Source organism: Vibrio sp. VGrn 2, from assembly GCF_009361695.1.
Lineage (GTDB): Bacteria > Pseudomonadota > Gammaproteobacteria > Enterobacterales > Vibrionaceae > Vibrio > Vibrio diabolicus.
In genome coordinates, this window is record NZ_RBWD01000005.1 from 85,353 (window position 1) to 105,160 (window position 19,808).

The following is a 19,808-nucleotide window of genomic DNA, read 5'->3' on the forward strand; positions in this document are numbered from 1 at the left end:
AGAGCCATCCATGTTTCAACTGTCTAATATTGAGATCGTTCGAGGTGGACGTCAGATCCTCGGCATCGACCAACTAAACATCCCAACGAATGAACTAACTGTCGTTTTGGGCCATAACGGTTCAGGCAAATCGACACTGGTGAACCTGCTTTCTGGTCAAATGTCACCAGATAAAGGCACGGTAACACTAAACGATACTTCCCTTTCATCACTCAAAACCAAAGAGTTGGCAAAGCAGATCGCCTATTTGCCACAAAAGCTGCCCTCTTCGGCTGGTTTAACAGTAGAAGAGCTAGTGCGCTTAGGCCGCTTTCCGTGGCGTGGGGCACTTGGTCGTTGGAAAGCTGAAGACAAACAGGTCATCACGCAGGCTATGGAACGAACAGGAGTTACACCTTTTGCTCAAGCTTTGGCGGATGACTTATCGGGCGGCGAGCGTCAACGCGCTTGGGTGTCTATGCTGTTGGCTCAACAATCACCGATTTTAATCCTAGACGAACCGACCTCCGCGCTCGATGTTCACCATCAATTTCAACTGATGGCGCTACTGGCAGAGCTGAATAGAACCGAGAACGTAGGCATTATCGTGATCCTGCACGATTTGAACTTAGCACTGCGCTATGCAACCCACATTGTTGCGCTCAAGAAAGGTCAAATTGCGTTCGAAGGCAACGCCGACATGTTGCTAGATGAGGAGCGCCTTTCTGAGTTGTATGAGTCACCGATTAAGCTCATTGAACATCCAACTCCAGCCAACACATTGGCGAGCCAAAAGGTGGCTGTTGTATGCGCATAATAGCTCGTTTACTTACTGTGGTTACACAATCTGCTTTTCTGTTGGCATTTTTTATGACTAATGCAAATGCAGTCATCACCGTTACCGATGAATATGGTGAGCATAGTTTTGAGCAAGCGCCACAACGCGTTGTTGCCTTAAACTGGGACATCTTAGAACAAGTTTTGGCGCTAAACGTAGAACCAATCGCAGCCCCAAATTTACCAGGCTACCGCCAATGGGTCGTCAATCCAACTGCACCAGAGTCAATTGAAGATATTGGAACCCGAGCAGAGCCCAACTTAGAAAAAATCGCCAGCTTGAAGCCAGATGTCATCCTTGCTGCGTCTCCACAGCAAGACTTGATTCCGTTACTCAAACAAATTGCTCCGGTTATATATTTACCTAATTTTTCTGAAAATGAGGCTGCGGCCGAGACTGCTATTCGTCACTTTCGTACGCTCGGCAAGCTATTCAATAAAGAGGCTCTTGCTGAACAGAAACTGGCAGAATTAGATGCTTCATTTGCGCAGATGCGCCAGCGAATTCGCCACTATTACTCTGAACCACTCAGTGTTCTTGTGATGCGATTTTCAACCCCGAATACTGTATTACTTGCAACCGAAAACTCCACCACTGACTACGTGGTCAGAAAACTGGGATTACAGGCTCCAATTAAAGAGGCCCCACGTGCGTGGGGGGTAAAGCAAGATCGGATTAATCGACTTCAAAACCTTCACAACAGCTATGTTCTCTACGTACAACCTTTCCCAGAAGAACGCAAACTGAAAGATTCGCCACTTTGGCAAGCGATGCCGTTTGTAAAGAAGCTGCGGGTAAATTCAGTCAGAGCAGTGTGGGCGTATGGCGGTGCTATGTCTTTGCAATACACCGCTGAAGCGATTACCGACAGTCTAATAGAGTTGGCACCAAAGCAATGAGAACGAAACATTATATTGGTTATCTGGCGCTGATTACGTTACTTAGCGTCTTTAGTCTACAAATTGACACTAATTTATCACTCTTCGAACAATGGCAATTATTAACAAAACCAGAGGTAGCGAGCGAATTTCGTGACGTATTTTTTACGCAAGCTCAGCTTCCTAGGTTAAGTATGACCCTGCTTGTTGGTGCCATGCTTGGTCTCACCGGCAGCTTAATGCAGCAATTAACGCAGAATAACCTCACCTCGCCGTTAACTCTTGGCACCTCTTCTGGTGCTTGGCTTGCATTAGTCGTGGTAAACATTTGGTTCGTCGATTGGGTAGCCGATTACTCTGCATTAGCCGCAATGGCGGGGGCTTTAGTGGCGTTTGGCCTGATCGTATCAATTGCTGGTGTGCGTAATATGACAGGTTTGTCGCTGGTCGTTTCGGGGATGGTGATTAATATCCTGCTCGGTTCTATCGCCACAGCCATCATTATTTTAAATGCTCAGTTTGCGCAAAATATTTTTATGTGGGGAGCAGGCGACCTCTCACAATACAGCTGGGATTGGTTTGAATGGTTGCTGCCACGCTGCGCTATCGCAATCGTAATTTTGATCGTCGCACCACGTATTCTGACTCTAATGAAACTAGGGCAAGAAGGCGCAGCAGCCCGAGGCTTAGCGGTATTACCTGCTTTTGGCACGTTAATGGTGATGGGTATTTGGCTGGTATCTGCCTCAATCACCGCAGTTGGCATTATCAGCTTCATCGGATTACTGACACCCAATATTGCCAGAGCGATGGGGGCAAGAACACCGCGCGACGAATTGATCAGCAGCATGCTTTTGGGCGCAATGCTGTTAATCATCACAGACTCTGCCGCCATCTCATTAAGCTTATGGTTAGAGGAAACCATTCCTAGCGGCGTAGCGGCTGCAGCTATTGGCGCTCCCGCTTTAATTTGGTTTACTCGTAAAAAGCTGACGGCAACCGATCAACTTAACCTTTCAATGAGCCAAGGAAAAACGGCGCTTTCTAAGCGCGCAGTTTGTAGCATAGTGATAATGAGCATCGTCGGGGTTCTGGTTTACTCATTCGTTACCCATGGTATAAACGGGATCCAATGGTCCGTGCCAGGGGAGTTCCAATGGCAATTACGCTGGCCGCGAATGCTAACCGCACTTTCTGTCGGTATTGCGCTATCCGTTGCCGGAATCATTTTGCAACGCATTGTTTACAACCCTCTGGCCAGCCCAGATATTCTCGGTGTGTCTTCCGGAGCCACGTTTGCCATTATTACGACAGGAGTCATCGCTGGGTCACTTCTCTCCGCATTTAACTGGGGTATCGCTTTTTTCGGAAGTATGTCCGTATTGATGTTATTGCTGATTATCGGTAAACGAAGCCATTTTAATCCATCTAACTTCGTGTTGTCCGGCATAGCACTAACGGCACTATTAGAAGCCCTTGTTCAATTATCGCTAGCTCAAGGTTCTGGTGACAGTTACAAAATTTTATTGTGGCTAACTGGTTCAATTTATCGAGTCACAGCCGACACCGCACTGATGCTATGTTTGGCAATAATGGTTCTGCTTACAGCTGTATTCGCGATTTCTCGCTGGCTAACATTAATTTCCATCGGACGACAATTCTCAAATGCACGAGGACTTAACCCCACCGTAGCCAATACGCTAATGCTCACCATCGTTGCTTTATTATGCGCCTTTTCTACCGCTACAGTTGGTCCGATATCTTTTGTTGGCTTGGTCGCTCCCCATATGGCGATGATGTTAGGAGCAAGAAAAGTGAAAGAGCAACTAAGTGTCGGAGCCTTAATTGGTGCAACCCTAATGTTGTGGGCAGATTGGCTGGGACAAATCGCTATTTATCCAAGTCAGGTGGCAGCTGGCACATTGGTCGCTATTTTAGGCAGTACTTACTTTCTGTTTTTAATGCTGAAAAGTAAATTCAGCTAAGTATTCAGGGAATATAGTTAGAGCTGGAAATACCGTTAGAAAAACAAACCCCGCTATGTTTGATAGCGGGGTTTGTTTTAACTGGCGTACGACACTTCTCTATTTTTCACTCACCACAGGAAAGCGCTGCTCATAAAGTTCCATAAAGTCTTTACGAATCAAATGCTCCAAGTGGTTAGCTTTATCGGTCGGGCAGAAAATCATAACATGCAAAATCTGCTCACCATTGATATTACTAGAAATATGCATATGTGGCTCTGCACCGGGAAGATCGACCCCCGCGTGTTTTTCAATCATCGCATTGTAGCGATGCGCAACATCACTGAAGTAGCTACAATGCTCTTCAATCTTGTCGGTCAAGATTGGTAACAGAGGATACAAATTAACGAAGTCTTTCACCACGATAGAAAAATTGTGGTAGACGTAGCGCTTCATAAAATTGAGGTTCTTTACTGGGTAAGTAAAAAACATACTATTGGGTAAGGTCGCGGTTTTTCCGGTGTAGTGATATTGCCCATGGTGCAGGTCGATCTCTTGAATCACCGTCGCCATCATATTGTGCTCGATCACTTCGCCGCACAGTTTACCGACCTCAATCCAGTCACCGACACGAAAAGAACGTGAGCTTGCTCTTTGAATCGAGCCTGTAAAACACAAAATTATCTCTTTGGATGCCACAACAATGGCAACCGCTATCGCCGTGACACTTAGAGCAAACTCGTTTATTTCTGATTGCCATAAAATAAATAAAATCAGTAATGTAACGGCAAAGGTGCCGTTCTTAGTTCTGGACATCCAGCTGCGCTGATCTTCAGAAAGAAAGGCATGGTCACCACGAATCATCGATAAAATGGTACGACGAATTAACCACATAATCACAAAGATCAGTGCGGTAAAAATCAGTTTATGAGTGAGAAGAAAATCGACGACTAACTGCACTTTCTCCATTCCACGGCTCCCTTAGAATTAAAATACGGCCTAGTAACGGGTAACCATAACAAATTATTTTGTCAGTTGTCCGTGTTCACTCAAGTACTTTTGAGATTACTCCTCTCTAAAGGCGCGATTCATGCTTTCAGTGATTGGCTTTATTAAATAACTTAAAGGCGTTCGCGGTTCAGATAAAATAAGCACTTCCGCGTTCATTCCTGAAGTTAAGCGGTGTTTGGCTACATCTTCTTGCGAAATTGCAATTCTAGCGAGGTAAAAATCCTCTTGGTTTTCTTGTGAAAGCTTATCCGCAGAAATCGTTAACACCGTACCGTCTAATGGTGCCAACGTTCTAGCATTCAGAGCGGTCAGACGAACATGCGCCTGCTGACCCGGGTTAACTAAATCGATATCCTGAGGATTCACGCGAGCCTCGACTAACAACTTATCGTCTTGAGGAACCAACTCTAATAGCGTTTCACCCGAACCAATCACACCTTTTTCGGTAAACACCTGCATGTTGACCACACGGCCTGCAATAGGTGCATTGATGGTTGTTCTCGCTACAATATCTTGGGCTGAGCGATACTCTTCACGGATAGCGACGATTTCCTTTTTGGTGTTTCGTAGCTCCTCGACAATCTCATTTAGTCTTTCAAGCTTCAACTCTTCAATCTGCGCTTGGTTTTCATCCAACCTTTTGCTTACTGTGAGTGATTGTCTATCTAACTGACTTAAGGTACTCCGCACTTCCGCCGCAAGACGTTTGAGTTGAAGTAAGGTGGATTTACCCGAAAAGCCTTTTTGAACTAGAGCTTGGTTACTGTCTATTTCTTCGGCGATAAAATTGAGTCTTTCTCTCTCAATTACTTTGGTTTGCTGGAGGTTTTCCAGCTCCAAATTTGCCCCAGAAATACTCTGCTCAATGATGCTCAGCTTACTATCAAAGAATCGCTTTCTCGCTTCAAAGATCTTGTTTTGAACCAGTTGAGCTTCTTGGACGATATCGACGCGAGGAATACTTTCAAGATCATCAGACCATACGATCGTTGGCAATTCATCTAGCTCAGCACTTAGACGGTTTTCCTTCGCTAGAGTATGAATAAACTGACCACTTAATGAATCCAACTTCGCCATAGCTTGTCGCTTAGAGAGTTGAATTAATAATTGACCTTTTTCAACCAAGTCTCCCTCCTGCACGTACAGCTTTTCAATAATGCCGCCTTCTAGATGTTGAATTTCTTGTCGCTTAGTGAGAACAGACAAATCGCCATAAGCAATTGCAGCACTCTCTAATTTCGCTGTCGCAGCCCAGTAGCCTAGACCACCAAGAAAAATACTTAGCGTCACCACACCAAGTAAAATTGGCTTTCGAAAGCTTAGTTTCGCTTGCGGACTAAAACGATAAACGGTTTCAGACGGATGCTGATTAACGGCTGGCAGTTGATTGCTCATTTCTTACCCTTGGAATATCTGTTCTTTCTTCGCCCATCAAGCGTTTTAATACTTCATCTTTATCACCGTATAATTTGACTCGACCTTCAGCCAAATACAGCAACCTATCCATTTGTCGTAATGTACTCGGATTATGGGCAATGACGATAATCGTTGAGCCTTGCGCCTTTAAATGGGCAATCAAACGTTGATATGCAGCCTCTCCTTCACCATCAAGGTTGGCATTAGCTTCATCGAAAATCACAATAGGTGGATCGCCATAAACGGCTCTTGCAAGTGCGATTCTCTGCCTTTCTCCTCCAGATAAACCACGGCCATTTTCGCCAATAACGAAATCATAGCCTTTGTTTTTCTTGAGTATTAATTCATGACATCCTGCTAGTTGCGCCGCCTTGATGACTTTAGCGGGGTCTTCTTCTTTGAAGCGCGCGATGTTCTCTCGAATTGTGCCAGGAAACAACTCTACTTCTTGAGCGAGATAACCAAAATGGGCGCCGCGATCTTCCGATGCCCAAGTAGACACTTCCATACCATCAAGCGTAACCTTACCTGCTAATGGCTTGATCGTACCTAATAACAACCGAGCAAACGTCGATTTACCAGTACCAGAAGGGCCAATAACTCCGACAGCGACTCCGGGAGGAATAGATAAGTTGATCGATGAGAGTACAGGCTCTGCTGTGCCAGGATGGCGATAAGCAAGTCCAGTAAGTTCATAGTGTCCTTTTGGCTTTGGCAGTGGCATATTCGATTCATCTTGGCGCACGATTGCGTCGATTTCTTTTAGTCGTTTATACGCGCCTTTAGCAGACATAGCACTTCGCCATGTTCCAATCGCCTGCTCCATCGGCGAGAGTGCCCGACTCATTAAAATGGAACTCGCGATCATCGCTCCCGCAGTAATCTCATGTTGGATCACTAACCATGCTCCGCCTCCCAGCAAAAAGATCTGTAGTGAACCACGTACAAACTTAGAAAAGTTAGCCATGTAAATGGACTTACCCGCCACTCGCTCTTCGAGCATATTGACTTCATTCACGCGCGACTGCCATTTCTCTAAAAACGCGTTCATCATCCCCATCGCAAGAATTGAGTTGGCATTTTGCGTGGCTAACTCGGCGTTATTGATATGAGAGATCGCCCTAACTTCACTTTCTTGCATGGTTTTACGCGTCATTAGCTCATTGAGTAGCCCGAGACTAAACAATACGATAGACCCGAGTAACGCGATGTGACCCAATACTGGGTGCAATAAATATACGAACAAAATAAACAGCGGTGTCCAAGGCGCATCCAATAGTGGATAGGGTGCTTGGCTGCTCAAAAAGCTTTTGATGTTCTGAATGTCTCGCAGCGTTTGCGAGGTGTAACTCTTCCCTGTGTGCGATTGGTATTGAATGCTGCGCTTAAGCATAAAAGTGGACAGTTTGGTGTCCATCCAATAACCAAATGATTTACTCATTTGCGCGCGAGCGATATCAATAATCGACATGGTTAGTAACGCGACAATCACGATAATAGTGAGCAAAAGTAGAGTATCGGTTGAATAGGAGGATATCACTCGGTTGTACACTTGAAGCATGTACAAGGGAATCGAGAGGACTAGTATGTTGATAAAAAGGCTAAAAGCGATTAGCAAGCCCGCAAGCGTGCATAGTTTTTGTCTCACTTCTTTGAAAACCGTTTTTTGCACGACTATTTCCGTTTAAATTGAAAATGTAGGCGCTAGCAAAAGCTAGCACCTAACTTAAGACAGCCTCAAATACACTCTAGAATAACCGAGTTAGTTCACCTCAGCGTGACAGAGCCACACAAACTAATCCCATTCTGAGTGATTTAAGTCATTTAGATTGCAAATAAGTCCGCACCGTAAGTATTGATGTCAGTTTCGGTAACGCCAATGAGTTTCACGGTTAGATCAGCACCATCGGTAAACACGGCATTACCTACAGCATCATAGCTAAAGCTTAAATCACCGAAGTCTGTGACCGAGTCGCTAATAATGTGCAAAGAATCTTCACCAATGGTGAAATCCACAACTTTTGCTTCGCCATGGCCACCAAACTTATCCGTGAACACAAATTTATCGCCATTGCTGCCGCCAACTAGAACATTATCACCAGAACCAGCTACAAGAATATCTTCACCGACGCCGCCATTTAGTTTGTTGTCACCCAACAAACCCAAAAGCAAATCATTACCTGTACCACCGCCGAGGTAATCGTTTCCTGTACCAGCCCTTAGGATGTCATCACCAGCACCACCAGTTAGGCGATCATCACCGTCGCCGCCGATCACATAATCGTTACCGCCACCGCCAACAAACGAATCATTACCACCAAAACCAATAAACAAGTCATCGCCGCCATCGAAATCAGCAAATTGGTTATTTACACCTGCATCGCCTAGATACGTGTCATTGTCACTTGTGCTCATTTTTATTCCCTCTTGTCTTAATAATTGAATAGACCTTTTATTCTATGTCTGAGTAGATTTGTAACAGACATGAGAAGTCTAATAGTCAACCGAATAGGAATAAGTTTGAATATGGGATGATATTTCAGACTGACATTTTAATAATAAATATAAAACTTAGTACTTTATAGAGTATTTTCTTTTTATTACAGTAAGTTAATACTAGTACTACAGATTTCGCCTAGCCCAACTTGTTGCTTGCGTACGGTTCTTTACTTCTAACTTTCTAAAAATATTGTATAGATGTGATTTAATAGTATGCTCACTGATAAATAAAGAATCAGCAATTTCCATATTTGAGCCTCCTTCTTTCAACATTTTTAAAACTTGAATTTCACGCCGAGTAAGCTTTTCCTCGATAATAATTAACCAGCTGATCCAGTAATCTTCGAGACAGCCAATTATCTCCTTTTATTATTGCTTTTAACCCCTGACACACCTTGTCCATGGAGTCTCCCGGACCGAATATACCCTTTACATGCGGCCATGAGGCGAGTTCTTCTGTGTCTAAGTCATAACCTAAATTAAGCATTATGGTTCCTAGCACTTTATTACTATCTTTTAAATAAACTAAAGTTTCGGATGGAATCTCAACTGAAAAATCAACAAGCAAAAAGTAGCGTTCCGGAATGAGTTCGTGATAACTAGGGTTTTTAGTATCTATGATCGTTATTTTAGTTTCTATATTTTTAGAAAGCATTTCCTTAAAGTTTTCACTCTGTAAACTTTGTTGAGTGAGCATTAGGACTTCAGGCTTTTCCATATACTGTTCCATAATGTTTCTCATACTTTCAGTGACTTAACATTCTTAAATTAGTCGTTAATCGTCCGCACTTAGTGTGATATGTAAGTGCTAGTCCACAGAGTAAAGTTATTTGCTACTTTTTTAAATTCCAAAGTTATTAAAAAGAGAATCAAAAAAAGTGTTTCTCATAAAAGAAACACTTTTAACACATTTAGGTCACAGTAATGATTAAGAATTCACTAAATTAAATAACGTAATATTTCAAGGAGATTACACTGTTAACGAGTTATCCGAAATATTTTCTTTCGCCCAAATAAGTGCTTGGACTCTATTTTTTACTTCAATCTTCTTGAAAATATTGTGTAAATGAGTCTTTACCGTATTCTCGCTCACAAATAGTTGTTCGGCAATTTGTTGATTGGAAGCCCCCATAGAGAGAAAGGTAATTATTTGTTGCTCTCGTTTGGTCAAAATAGCGGGAACATTCTTATTTATCGGTTTGCAGTGGCGACGAAGGTGAGTAATGTATTGCTGAGAAAACTTACGGCTGAACCACATATCCCCCTGAAGTACCTTACCAATCCCAACTTGCAGCGTTTTTATATCATCAGAGGTATAGAAAATACCTGCTAGAGTACGCCAAGCAAAAAGATCTTCAGTCGAAATGGATTGATCACAATTAATTAAGATTTCGAGCGTATCTTTCTGTTGCGACTCTTTAAATTCCGAATAACGCCGAAAGATGTCATCAGTGATCACGCTGCAATCAACAATAATGGCTGACGCTAAAGGCGAATCTAACGCTCCGTGAATAAGAGAGTCTGGTGTGATTAGAGCAACACTAATACCGAGTTTGGTCTCCAATACATCTTTCAGCAGAGATGACTGCAGACTGCCCTCCGTGATTAAAATGACATTTCTTGTTTTTTGTTGCTCCATCCTGATCGCATTCCCTTGGTCGCTTTTATTGAAATACGCAATAGATTTAGATAGAGCAGTAGTATTGTCAAGTATGAAAATAACTAGTACTAATTAATAACTCATTGAAGTGTCAATAATTTTTAAGTGGCAAGTTTGTAAGAGGTATTAGCATTTTTCAGGCATTAAAAAAGGGAGCATACACTCCCTTTTTTGTATTTGAGTTGGTGATTTTGTCGCGCCCGTTAGAGCCGAAACCTCACCCTAGCTTAGTGAACTGGAACAGAGTTTTTTTGGTTAAATTTACCAAAGTGTTGCTCTAACACTTCTGGCGTCAACTTACCTTCTGCTTCCAGCTTTTTTAGCTCAGCGACGATCGCTTTTTGCTCTTCTAGCGACGGCAGTTTTACTTCTGGCTCCTGAGCGGCTTCCTGAGAAATCTGCTCTAGTTCTTTTTCGAAGTCATTCATAGTACTTACCTAAATTTAGTTAGTGAACTTTTAAACTTCGGCTATTCTATCCAACTCTATAGCTTGAAGCTACCAACCATCTTGTCCAGACGTGAAGAGAGCGCTTGAAGATCACGACTTGCATCCGCCAGCTCTTCTGCCGTTGCCGTTGTCATTTCATTGATCGCGTTGATTTCTTCAATGTTTTGGTTAATGGTATGCACCACAGTGGATTGCTCTTCCGTCGCCGTTGCAACTTGTGTATTACGATCAGAGATGTCTGTAATTCGCTCAGAAATATTGACTAACACTTCCACTGCTTCATCGGTTGAAGCGACCCCTTCAATAGTGACCGCTTTACCCGCTTCCATCGCACTTACTGCATCTTGTGCGTCACTTTGAAGTTGGTTGATCATCCGTTGGATCTCTTCTGTTGAGTCAGCTGTGCGTGACGCTAGGTTTCTTACCTCGTCAGCAACCACCGCAAAACCACGACCTTGCTCTCCAGCACGTGCAGCCTCAATCGCGGCGTTCAACGCAAGCAAGTTGGTTTGTTCTGATATGTCACGAATTACGCCCAGAATCGAGCCAATATCTTTAGTTGTCGATGCCAGCTGCGTGACGACAATATTGGTCGTTTCTACGTCATCAGCTAGGCGGCTAATCACCTCTTTGGCTTTCATAACCACTTCACGACCCGTTTGAGTATTATCAGAAGCCTGATTTGCCGTATCGGCAGCAGTAGCCGCGTTCGATGCAATTTCGCTGATGGTCGCACCCATCTGGTTAATCGCCGCAACAACTTGAATGGTTTGATCACGTTGCTCTTGGCTGTTGTCATGTGTGGATGTTGCTTTCGTCGACACACTTTCTGCCGCTTGACTTAATGAGCCGCTAGTTAAAGCAACTTCTTTCATTGTGGCGTGGATCTTCTCAATAAATCCGTTGAAGCCTTTTGAAAGCTGAGCAATTTCATCATTACCCTGAATTTCAATGCGCTGCGCCAAGTCGCCTTCACCTTGCCCAAGGTCAGTAAAACGATCGGCAATCAGTCGAATTGGTTTAGTAATACTATTTGCCAACCATACGCCCATCAGAATGAATACAACGGCGACAATGATGGTCGTAAACAGCATTTTTTGCGCAGTAGCATTTAGGTCCGCGAAGACTTCATCGACAGGAACTACACCAATGACAAACCAATTCATTGAAGGAACATACAAACTGGAAACAAACGTGTCCTGCCCTTCAAAGTCCACATTAATCAAATTGAAGCTGTTTTTATTCAGCAGTGCACTCGCATCACTACCAAATAGCTTGGTGATAGAAGTTTGGTTTTTACCTTGTTGACGATGTATTTGAATCTCACCCTGTTCGTTAGTGAGGAACACATAACCCGTATCTTCAATTTTAAACCCATTGAGCAGCGCAACCATGTCGTCCATCGACTTTGAAAGGCCTGACATTGATGTACCATTTAAGTCTTGGTAGTTGGCAAACATTTTTACTTCGCCGTTTGCCTCTTGGAAAACGCTCACTGACGTTTCTTGACCAGAAGACGTAAAGCCAAAGAACCAAGCATCTTGAGTTCGATTAAGCTGACGCAAGAACCCGTTTTGATTCCAGTAATATGCCGTTTGACGATTGGCTACCGACGCATCATTAAGCCCGTACTGGGATTTAACGTTATTGAGCTGCTGAACTAACTGAACTTCTACCGACGGGTCGCGGTCTGTATTAGATAGGGCTTCGACAATAAACTCGTTTGTTGCGAGCTGTTTTGCGGCTTGTTGCATTTCTACAACTTCGCGGTCAATTTCTGTATTGATTTGCTGCAGCATCGCAGGTAGTTCGATATCAATAAGACGGTGGCTCAACACATCTCTTGCATGACGCTGAGCCATAACACCAACGATAATTGTTGATGCTAAAACAGCAAACGTAATACCAAGTACAACCTTCTGTTTGATGCTCAAGGAATGAAGTTTCAACATATTCGGACCTTTTAAAAGAATCACTTGTTATTGGCCCCATAAGGGGAATCTGGTGCATATCTCATGACACGCACATCACAGAAACTTTATCGGCTCACATATACAAAACTAGAGGCATTTCTCACTATATTATGAAAAATAAATGTAACGCCCTGTCAGATAAGAACTTTCAGTGATAGCAAGTACTTGCAATTCTCTGCAGAGTCCCAATATTGAAAAGATAAATTGCGAAAGCGCATTGGAACTTTTTCCATCTGGAAAATGACCAATACTCAACACAAAAATCAAATGGATATCGAGAGTCCAAAGCATGCATAAATCTAACTTCGAAACTCTTCAGCAATACCTAGAGTCGCAGATCATTGGTCAGCAAGATCTAGTCAAACAACTGCTTGTTGCCCTTTTGGCAGATGGACATATTTTGGTTGAGGGTCCTCCTGGGCTAGCAAAAACCCGTGCAGTAAAATCACTCTCAGATTGTGTTGAAGGAGACTTCCACCGAATTCAGTTTACCCCTGACTTGCTGCCAGCCGATTTAACCGGCACCGATATCTTCCGCCCCGAAACCGGAGAGTTCACTTTCCAATCTGGTCCTATCTTCAATTCTCTTATTCTTGCGGATGAGATAAACCGTGCACCGGCCAAAGTACAAGCGGCGATGCTTGAAGCAATGGCAGAAAAACAAGTCACAGCAGGTCGCCATACTTACCCGTTGCCAGAGTTGTTTTTGGTCATGGCGACTCAAAACCCGATTGAACAAGAAGGGACTTATCCACTACCTGAAGCACAGCTAGATCGCTTTTTATTACATTTAGAAGTGGAATACCCAGATGCGGAACATGAGCTATCTATCTTGCGTATTAACCGCGGTGAAGCAAAAGGCGAAACTACCGTCGAGCGCCCAATGTTAAGCCAACAAGATATATTCACTGCGCGTAAAGAAGTGTTGGATATTCATATGGCCGAAACGATAGAGCAGTACATCGTCCGTTTAGTTATGGCAACACGTCGAGCCAGCGAATATGACACTGAGCTGGATAAGTGGTTGTCAATGGGCGTTAGTCCACGTGCCACCATCGCTCTAGATCGTTGTGCCCGTGCGCACGCTTGGCTTGCAGGTCGTGATTTTGTGTCCCCAGAAGATGTTCAAACCATGGCTTATCCGGTTTTGCGCCACCGTTTATTACTGAGTTACCACGCTCAAGCGGAAGGCATTACGGCAAACCAAGTCATTGATAAGCTGCTAAACCTCGTTGGCAGTGCATAAGACGAGGGAGTGATATGTCCACAACGCATCCATTGCCACCTCATGCGAATGGGGTGACATTAACCCTTGAAGAGCTGCTGCAATACCGCACTCAATCTGTACGTTGGTTGCCACCAGCACAAAGTATCTGGTCGCAAATGAGCGGTAACCATACCAGCCGCCAAAAAGGGCGAGGCATGGATTTTATGGAAGTACGCCAATACCAACCTGGCGATGATATCCGCAGTATTGATTGGCGGGTAACTGCTCGTACAGGGAAAGCGCACACAAAGTTATTTGCAGAAGACAAAGAGCAAGCTGTGATTCTTTACCTTGATCTGAGTTCTAGCCTGCATTTTGGGTCTAAGTATATGCTTAAGTCGGTTCAATTGGCTCACTTTGCCAGCGTGTTGATTTGGCTCACTTTGGCTAAAAAGGATCGCATCGGTGCGGTGATTGACGATGGACATCAATGTTTTGAGTTTCGCCCTTCCTCTCTACAAAAACAGGGGCTGCGGATTCTCAATGCTATCGTCGATACACATAACGCGCAGGTGGCTCGTACTGCCAACAACGAGGCTCGTACACTGCCGTATACTCAGGTGTTAGAAACACTTCATACACTGACACCTAAGGGCAGCGAACTGATTATGCTCAGCGACTTTGCCCACATAAGCGCAGCAGAGTTGACGCAGTTACGTCGACTAAAACAGCACAACAGTGTGAGGGCTATTCAGTTTTATGATCCTTTAGAAAGAGGTGAAACAAACTTTAGAGGTCAAGTAAAAGCCTCGGATGGACAACGTAGTCAATGGTTCAACTTTAGCTCCAAGGGCCAAAGAAAGGAACTCGAAACACACTTTACTCAACACCAAGAAACCATTAAACAGCAATGCCATTCGATGGCGATTCCATTTAACACGCTATCAAGTGGTTGGCCCTTGATTTCACAATTAAGCTAACAAACTGTACAAGCAGCATTTATTAAGCAGTAATAATAATGACAACAAACAACCAAAGCCTAGACCTTGAACCTCTGATTTTACCAAACGCTCCGGATTGGTTTCCGCTCGCTTGGGGATGGTGGGCAGTGCTTGCGGCCACCGTACTTTTCGTTTTCAGCATTTATCTTTATACGAAGTGGCGTAAAAAACGCCTACGCGCGCAAAAGGCAGCCTTAAAACTTTTAACTCAATCTGTCACACCTCATACCCCTTCCTCTGCTCTAGAAATATTGCGTCAGGCGGCATTGAGTTACTTTCCGCGTGAAGAAATCGCGCCATTAACTGGAATCGCTTGGTATGAATTTCTCGATAGCCATACCAAAGAAACTCGATTCGTAGACAAACAACATCAGTGGCAAGAAGCGCTGTATCAGAAATCCTCTCAAGAAAATCATCAAAGCTTGGTCGATGATTGTGTCTTTTGGATAACTCACGCTTTGCCACCAAAGAAAAAGGCAAATAACCGTGACTGAGCAAACACTCATAACCGATCTTGCCCAATGGCTAAACATTGAATTTGTCTGGTGGTGGGCACTATTTTTGCTGCCTGTCCCCTGGCTGGTATACAAGCTCCTGCCACAAGAATCTCAACAAGCCGAGATCAAATTGGCGTACTTACCAACTAATGAGAATGGCAGCAAGCCTAGGCAAGCCCTGCAAAAATCACTATCAATGGCGATCTGGGTTCTTCTTATCATTGCTTGTGCGCGTCCAGTTTGGTTTGGTGATCCAGTTGAGTTCCAACCCAAATATCGGGGCTTGATGTTAGTCGTCGACCTATCTGGCTCGATGCAGCAAGAAGACATGGAGCTCAACGGCGAATACATCGACCGCCTCACCGCTGTCAAAAAAGTTCTGTCTGATTTCGTGGCAAAGCGAAAAGGCGACCGTCTCGGGGTTGTTTTGTTTGGCGATCACGCGTATTTGCAAACGCCACTCACTGCAGACCGTAAAACCGTCATGCAGCAGATTAATCAAACCGTCATCGGCCTGGTTGGTCAACGAACCGCCATTGGTGATGGCATTGGTCTAGGCACGAAAACCTTTGTAGACAGTGATGCTCCGCAACGAGTCATGATTTTGCTTAGTGACGGCAGCAACACTGCCGGTGTGCTCGAACCGCTCGAAGCAGCGGAAATCGCAAAAAAATACAAAGCGACCATTTACACCGTAGGCGTAGGTGCTGGTGAAATGATGGTGAAAGAGTTTTTCATGACTCGTAAAGTTAACACCGCAGCCGACTTGGATGAGCAAACACTAACTAAAGTGGCAGAGATGACTGGTGGACAATATTTTCGGGCGCGAGATACTGATCAGCTCGAAAAGATCTACGACACGATCAACCAGCTCGAGCCCGTGTCAAGCGACACGCAAACTTGGCGTCCGCAGTCAGAATGGTTCCCATACCCATTAAGCGCTGCATTCGTACTGTCGGTATTGTTATTCCTACTGAGGAGAAAACATGGCTGAGTTTATTTTCCTTAACCCTTATTGGCTTTTGGGGCTTATCGCAATCCCTATTGCGCTCTTGCTCAATCACAAATTTAGAGCAAAAAAATCGACACTGATTGCCCCTCACCTAGCTAAAGTGCTCGGACAAAACACGCAGTCCAAACACTATTTTGTTCTCTGGGGCGTAGCTTGGGCCATTGCCTGTATTGCGCTAGCGGGACCAAGCTGGCAATCCAACGCTCGCCCAAGCTTTGAGTTAAACCAAAACCGCATTTTGGTGCTTGATATGTCTCGCTCGATGTTCGCTACGGACATCAAGCCTAATCGACTCGCGCAAACACGTTATAAGGCGCTGGACTTACTACCTAAATGGAAAGAAGGGGCTACGGGTCTTATTACTTACGCTGGCGATGCCTATAACTTAAGTCCACTGACGACTGATTCCAGTACGCTTGCCGGCATTATCGAGAATTTGTCACCAGAGCTAATGCCTTTTCAAGGGGCAAACCTGCCTTCCGCAATTGAATTAGCGCTCAACCAGTTCTCTCAAGCAGGTGTGCAACAAGGCGACATCATCGTGTTAGCTGATGACCTTGATGAGTCAGAACTGTCTCGCGCGTTGAATTTGGTCGAAGGTAAAAACATTCGGATCTCTGTTCTTGCAGTAGGAACCGCTAATGGTGCTCCCATCGCCCTACCCGATGGTTCTCTTTTAAAGACTGCACAAGGCACAACTGTCGTAGCGAAAACAAATCTGAAGAATTTACAAATACTAGCAAAGAAAACAGGTGGAATTTTTGTTCCTATTCAGCACACCAATCGCGATGTTGAGAACATTTCGGCCTTTACGAGCAACGTTGGCAGTCAACTTTCGGCCAAGAAGAGTGAAGAAGTGAGCACTGACTCTCGCTTAAACGGTGGCTTTTGGTTGCTGCCGCTGTTACTTCTGCCTGCAGCTTTACTGTTCCGACGCGGCCTGATTTGGATGTTTGTGGCAACAATAATACCGATGACTTGGACACAACACGCCGAAGCAAATCCGTTCTTAAATGCCGACCAACGAGGAGCGGAACTCTACAAGCAAGGTGAGTATGAACAGGCGCAAAACCTATTTACAAACCCAAGCTGGAAAGGAGCCGCCAGTTACCAAAAAGGTGACTACGAAGCCGCTATTGAAGCATTTTCTCATGACTCCTCTCCTAACGGCCGCTATAACCTTGCCAACTCTCTGGCGCAAAATGGTCAATTAGAAGAAGCAGCAGAGCTTTATAAAAAACTGCTTGAAGAAAAGCCCAACTTTGAAGCTGCAAAGAAAAACTTGTCGGTTGTGGAACAAAAGCTGAAACAGCAACAGCAACAGCAACAGCAACAGCAACAGCAACAGCAACAGCAACAGCAACAGCAACAGCAACAGCAACAGCAACAGCAACAGCAACAGCAACAGCAACAGCAACAGCAACAGCAACAGCAACAAAAGTCTCAAAACGGTGAGAAGGAAGAGCAAGGACAACAGTCACAAAATCAGCAAGAATCTGAAAATAAAACAGAAAAGCAAAAAACAGAGCAACATCGACCGAAACGAGGTGAAAAGCAGGCTCAGGAACAAGGTGAACCAATGCAGGCTCAAGTGCAGCCAAAAAACACGCATCGGGATGATCCTGAATTCCGTCGTCTAGAAGCAGTCGAAAGCGCTCGCGATCCAAGCTTTTTGATTCGTGCACAAATGCAGCTTCAAGCTCAACAAAAACAACCTCCACAACAATCTCAAAAGGAGTGGTAAGCCCATGATGAACAAAGGCGTACAACTGATCTTTATTCTTGTGGCCAGCCTATTATCCAGCTTCTCGGTGATGGCACAGACGCTTCAAGCAAGCGTCAATAAAACACAAGTTGCTAAGAATGAAGTGATCAACCTCAGAATCATGGCAGATACTGAGCTCAGCTCAGATGCAATTGACTTTAATGTACTTGAGAACGACTTTTTCTTGGGTCAACCTCGTTATGGGCGCTCCAGCAATAACATTAACGGAAGAAAATCTGTACGTACTGAGTGGAGTATCTCGATTGCGCCGATGAAAGAAGGTGTTCTGACTATTCCGAGCTTTTCCGCAGATGGCATGAGAACGGAGCCAATAAAGCTTCGTGTCACCGCAAGCCAAGCTGAACCCAATCTCGATAACCTATTTAGCTTTAATATCAGTGTCGACAACAGCACGCTGTACCCTCAGCAATCTGCGACATTACGTATGCAGCTTTTGATCAAAGCGGATACCCGCCGTCTTGATAACCCACAAATTGTGCCTCCACAGATTGAAGGCATGAAGCTTGAAGCGATTGGTGGCTTACAGCAGGGACAAAAGATCTTAAATGGATTAGAAGTAGCGGTCATTGAACAGTCGTTTCGCTTAACGGCGAATCAGCCGGGTACTTACACCTTGATAGGTCCTAGACTGACAGGCTCTTACATTTATGGCGACAGCTTGACGGGCTCTACCAAGATCATGCCAATCAACACCAAAGCTGAGCAAATGCCTATCGAGGTAAAACCAATTCCAAGTGAATTTGAAGGGGAATGGCTTCCAGCTTCAGCGTTAGAAATGACGCAGAGCTGGCAAGACGATCAAGGTAATCCACTGTCGGTTAATGCGCTCAACACTGTCAAACAGGGCTCTTCACTCACTCGAAGCATTCAAATTAAAGCTCGCGGAACACAAGCCGAATACCTTCCACGAGTAAGTATTGATTATCCAAGTTCACTACGGGTCTACCCAGAACAGCCTCAATTCGACAGCGCGAGAGATGGCACCGTTATCATGACAGTGAAGCAAGTCATTATCCCCACTGAGGCTGGGTCATATACCTTGCCGGGATACCATTTGAACTGGTGGGACAGTCAAAATGATGAAGCAAAAAAAGCGACGTTACCAGAGCTACAATTAAAAATAGAGCAAAGTGACACCGGGCTTATCACGTTGCCGGAATCGCCTCTGCCAACACCACCTGAGTCAGCCATCAGTCCCGAACCAAACGGTGGAGTGAGCAGTCTCTGGCAAACCCTGACCTTTGTTTTCGCTGGACTTTGGGTGGCGACGTTAGGAATCGCGATTTGGGCATGGAAGAAGCGTCCTATGACGGCGAGTAAAACGGTTTCGAATACCGAGCAACCTCTTTGCGTTGATGCGTTGAAAAAAGTCATCAATGAAGGGGACGCTGCTAAAATTGAACGCTCAGTAAACGAGTATCTAAACACTCACCGAGACAGGTTAAGCCCTGGTGATGCGCAAGCCGTAAAACAAGAACTTGACGCCATGAACCAAGCGCGTTTTAGTGCCAATCAACAACCTTGGCATCCAGACTCGCTACTGGCAAAAATTCAAAACCTTGGCAAAGCAAACGTAACGAAAACCGACCACCAGCTAGAAAAACTATAAAGCAAAATGGCAGCTCACGAGAGCTGCCA

General features: G+C 44.6%; 16 protein-coding genes and 1 pseudogene. 9 read left to right on the top strand and 8 right to left on the bottom strand.

Translation table 11 applies throughout. The features are described 5' to 3' along the window. The first annotated feature begins 10 nt into the window (after nucleotides 1-10). From D8S93_RS10695 to fhuB, 3 genes are read left to right on the top strand one after another with little or no spacing between them, the layout of a single operon-like run. A complete protein-coding gene (locus D8S93_RS10695) occupies nucleotides 11-796 on the top strand; it encodes an ABC transporter ATP-binding protein (RefSeq protein ID WP_152813124.1) in 786 nt (261 codons plus the stop codon). Continuing rightward, on the top strand, nucleotides 787-1,716 hold the full coding sequence (locus D8S93_RS10700) for an iron-siderophore ABC transporter substrate-binding protein (RefSeq protein WP_152813126.1): 930 nt from the start codon (nucleotides 787-789) through the stop codon (nucleotides 1,714-1,716). The genes D8S93_RS10695 and D8S93_RS10700 overlap by 10 nt, the downstream gene beginning before the upstream one ends. Further along, nucleotides 1,713-3,680, top strand: coding sequence for a Fe(3+)-hydroxamate ABC transporter permease FhuB (gene fhuB / locus D8S93_RS10705; RefSeq protein WP_152813128.1), 1,968 nt, complete (start codon nucleotides 1,713-1,715; stop codon nucleotides 3,678-3,680). Before D8S93_RS10700 ends, fhuB begins: the two co-directional genes overlap by 4 nt. A 99-nt stretch (nucleotides 3,681-3,779) precedes the next feature. Here the strand turns inward: fhuB and D8S93_RS10710 are convergent, their stop codons facing one another. From D8S93_RS10710 to D8S93_RS10745, 8 genes and pseudogenes are all read right to left on the bottom strand, one after another. Beyond that, nucleotides 3,780-4,628, bottom strand: a complete 849-nt coding sequence (locus D8S93_RS10710) for a mechanosensitive ion channel family protein (protein WP_005392418.1) — start codon at nucleotides 4,626-4,628, stop codon at nucleotides 3,780-3,782. Nucleotides 4,629-4,724: 96 nt separating this feature from the next. After that, nucleotides 4,725-6,065, bottom strand: a complete 1,341-nt coding sequence (locus tag D8S93_RS10715; RefSeq protein WP_005392416.1) for an HlyD family type I secretion periplasmic adaptor subunit — start codon at nucleotides 6,063-6,065, stop codon at nucleotides 4,725-4,727. Beyond that, nucleotides 6,040-7,758, bottom strand: coding sequence for a type I secretion system permease/ATPase (locus D8S93_RS10720; RefSeq protein WP_319802981.1), 1,719 nt, complete (start codon nucleotides 7,756-7,758; stop codon nucleotides 6,040-6,042). The genes D8S93_RS10715 and D8S93_RS10720 overlap by 26 nt, the downstream gene beginning before the upstream one ends. 152 nt (nucleotides 7,759-7,910) lie before the next feature. After that, nucleotides 7,911-8,501: a calcium-binding protein gene (locus D8S93_RS10725; protein WP_005392412.1), complete on the bottom strand. Its 591-nt coding sequence runs from the start codon at nucleotides 8,499-8,501 to the stop codon at nucleotides 7,911-7,913. 207 nt (nucleotides 8,502-8,708) lie between these two features. Beyond that, a pseudogene (locus D8S93_RS10730) lies at nucleotides 8,709-9,327 on the bottom strand (LuxR C-terminal-related transcriptional regulator). 228 nt (nucleotides 9,328-9,555) lie between these two features. Further along, nucleotides 9,556-10,224, bottom strand: a complete 669-nt coding sequence (locus D8S93_RS10735) for a LuxR C-terminal-related transcriptional regulator (protein ID WP_152813130.1) — start codon at nucleotides 10,222-10,224, stop codon at nucleotides 9,556-9,558. A gap of 248 nt (nucleotides 10,225-10,472) precedes the next feature. Further along, a complete protein-coding gene (locus D8S93_RS10740) occupies nucleotides 10,473-10,673 on the bottom strand; it encodes a restriction endonuclease subunit S (RefSeq protein ID WP_005392406.1) in 201 nt (66 codons plus the stop codon). Between the two features lie 56 nt (nucleotides 10,674-10,729). Beyond that, nucleotides 10,730-12,646 (bottom strand): methyl-accepting chemotaxis protein, encoded by a 1,917-nt coding sequence (locus tag D8S93_RS10745; protein WP_005392399.1) that lies wholly within the window; start codon nucleotides 12,644-12,646, stop codon nucleotides 10,730-10,732. A 310-nt stretch (nucleotides 12,647-12,956) separates the two neighbouring features. Between D8S93_RS10745 and D8S93_RS10755 the strand changes: the two genes are divergently transcribed. From D8S93_RS10755 to D8S93_RS10780, 6 genes are read left to right on the top strand one after another with little or no spacing between them, the layout of a single operon-like run. Beyond that, nucleotides 12,957-13,913 (top strand): AAA family ATPase, encoded by a 957-nt coding sequence (locus D8S93_RS10755; protein WP_005392397.1) that lies wholly within the window; start codon nucleotides 12,957-12,959, stop codon nucleotides 13,911-13,913. 14 nt (nucleotides 13,914-13,927) lie between these two features. Further along, nucleotides 13,928-14,854: a DUF58 domain-containing protein gene (locus D8S93_RS10760; protein WP_152813132.1), complete on the top strand. Its 927-nt coding sequence runs from the start codon at nucleotides 13,928-13,930 to the stop codon at nucleotides 14,852-14,854. Nucleotides 14,855-14,892: 38 nt separating this feature from the next. Next, nucleotides 14,893-15,369 (top strand): DUF4381 domain-containing protein, encoded by a 477-nt coding sequence (locus tag D8S93_RS10765; RefSeq protein ID WP_047008481.1) that lies wholly within the window; start codon nucleotides 14,893-14,895, stop codon nucleotides 15,367-15,369. Next, nucleotides 15,362-16,366 carry a VWA domain-containing protein gene (locus D8S93_RS10770; RefSeq protein ID WP_319802982.1) on the top strand — a complete coding sequence of 335 codons (1,005 nt, stop codon included), beginning with the start codon at nucleotides 15,362-15,364 and terminating at the stop codon, nucleotides 16,364-16,366. Before D8S93_RS10765 ends, D8S93_RS10770 begins: the two co-directional genes overlap by 8 nt. Beyond that, the gene (locus D8S93_RS10775; protein ID WP_152813134.1) at nucleotides 16,359-18,128 is read left to right on the top strand and encodes a VWA domain-containing protein; all 1,770 of its coding nucleotides are present in this window, start codon (nucleotides 16,359-16,361) and stop codon (nucleotides 18,126-18,128) included. Before D8S93_RS10770 ends, D8S93_RS10775 begins: the two co-directional genes overlap by 8 nt. A gap of 4 nt (nucleotides 18,129-18,132) precedes the next feature. Continuing rightward, entirely contained in the window at nucleotides 18,133-19,779 is a 1,647-nt protein-coding gene (locus D8S93_RS10780) for a BatD family protein (protein WP_193621598.1), read from the top strand. Nucleotides 19,780-19,808 lie beyond the last annotated feature (29 nt).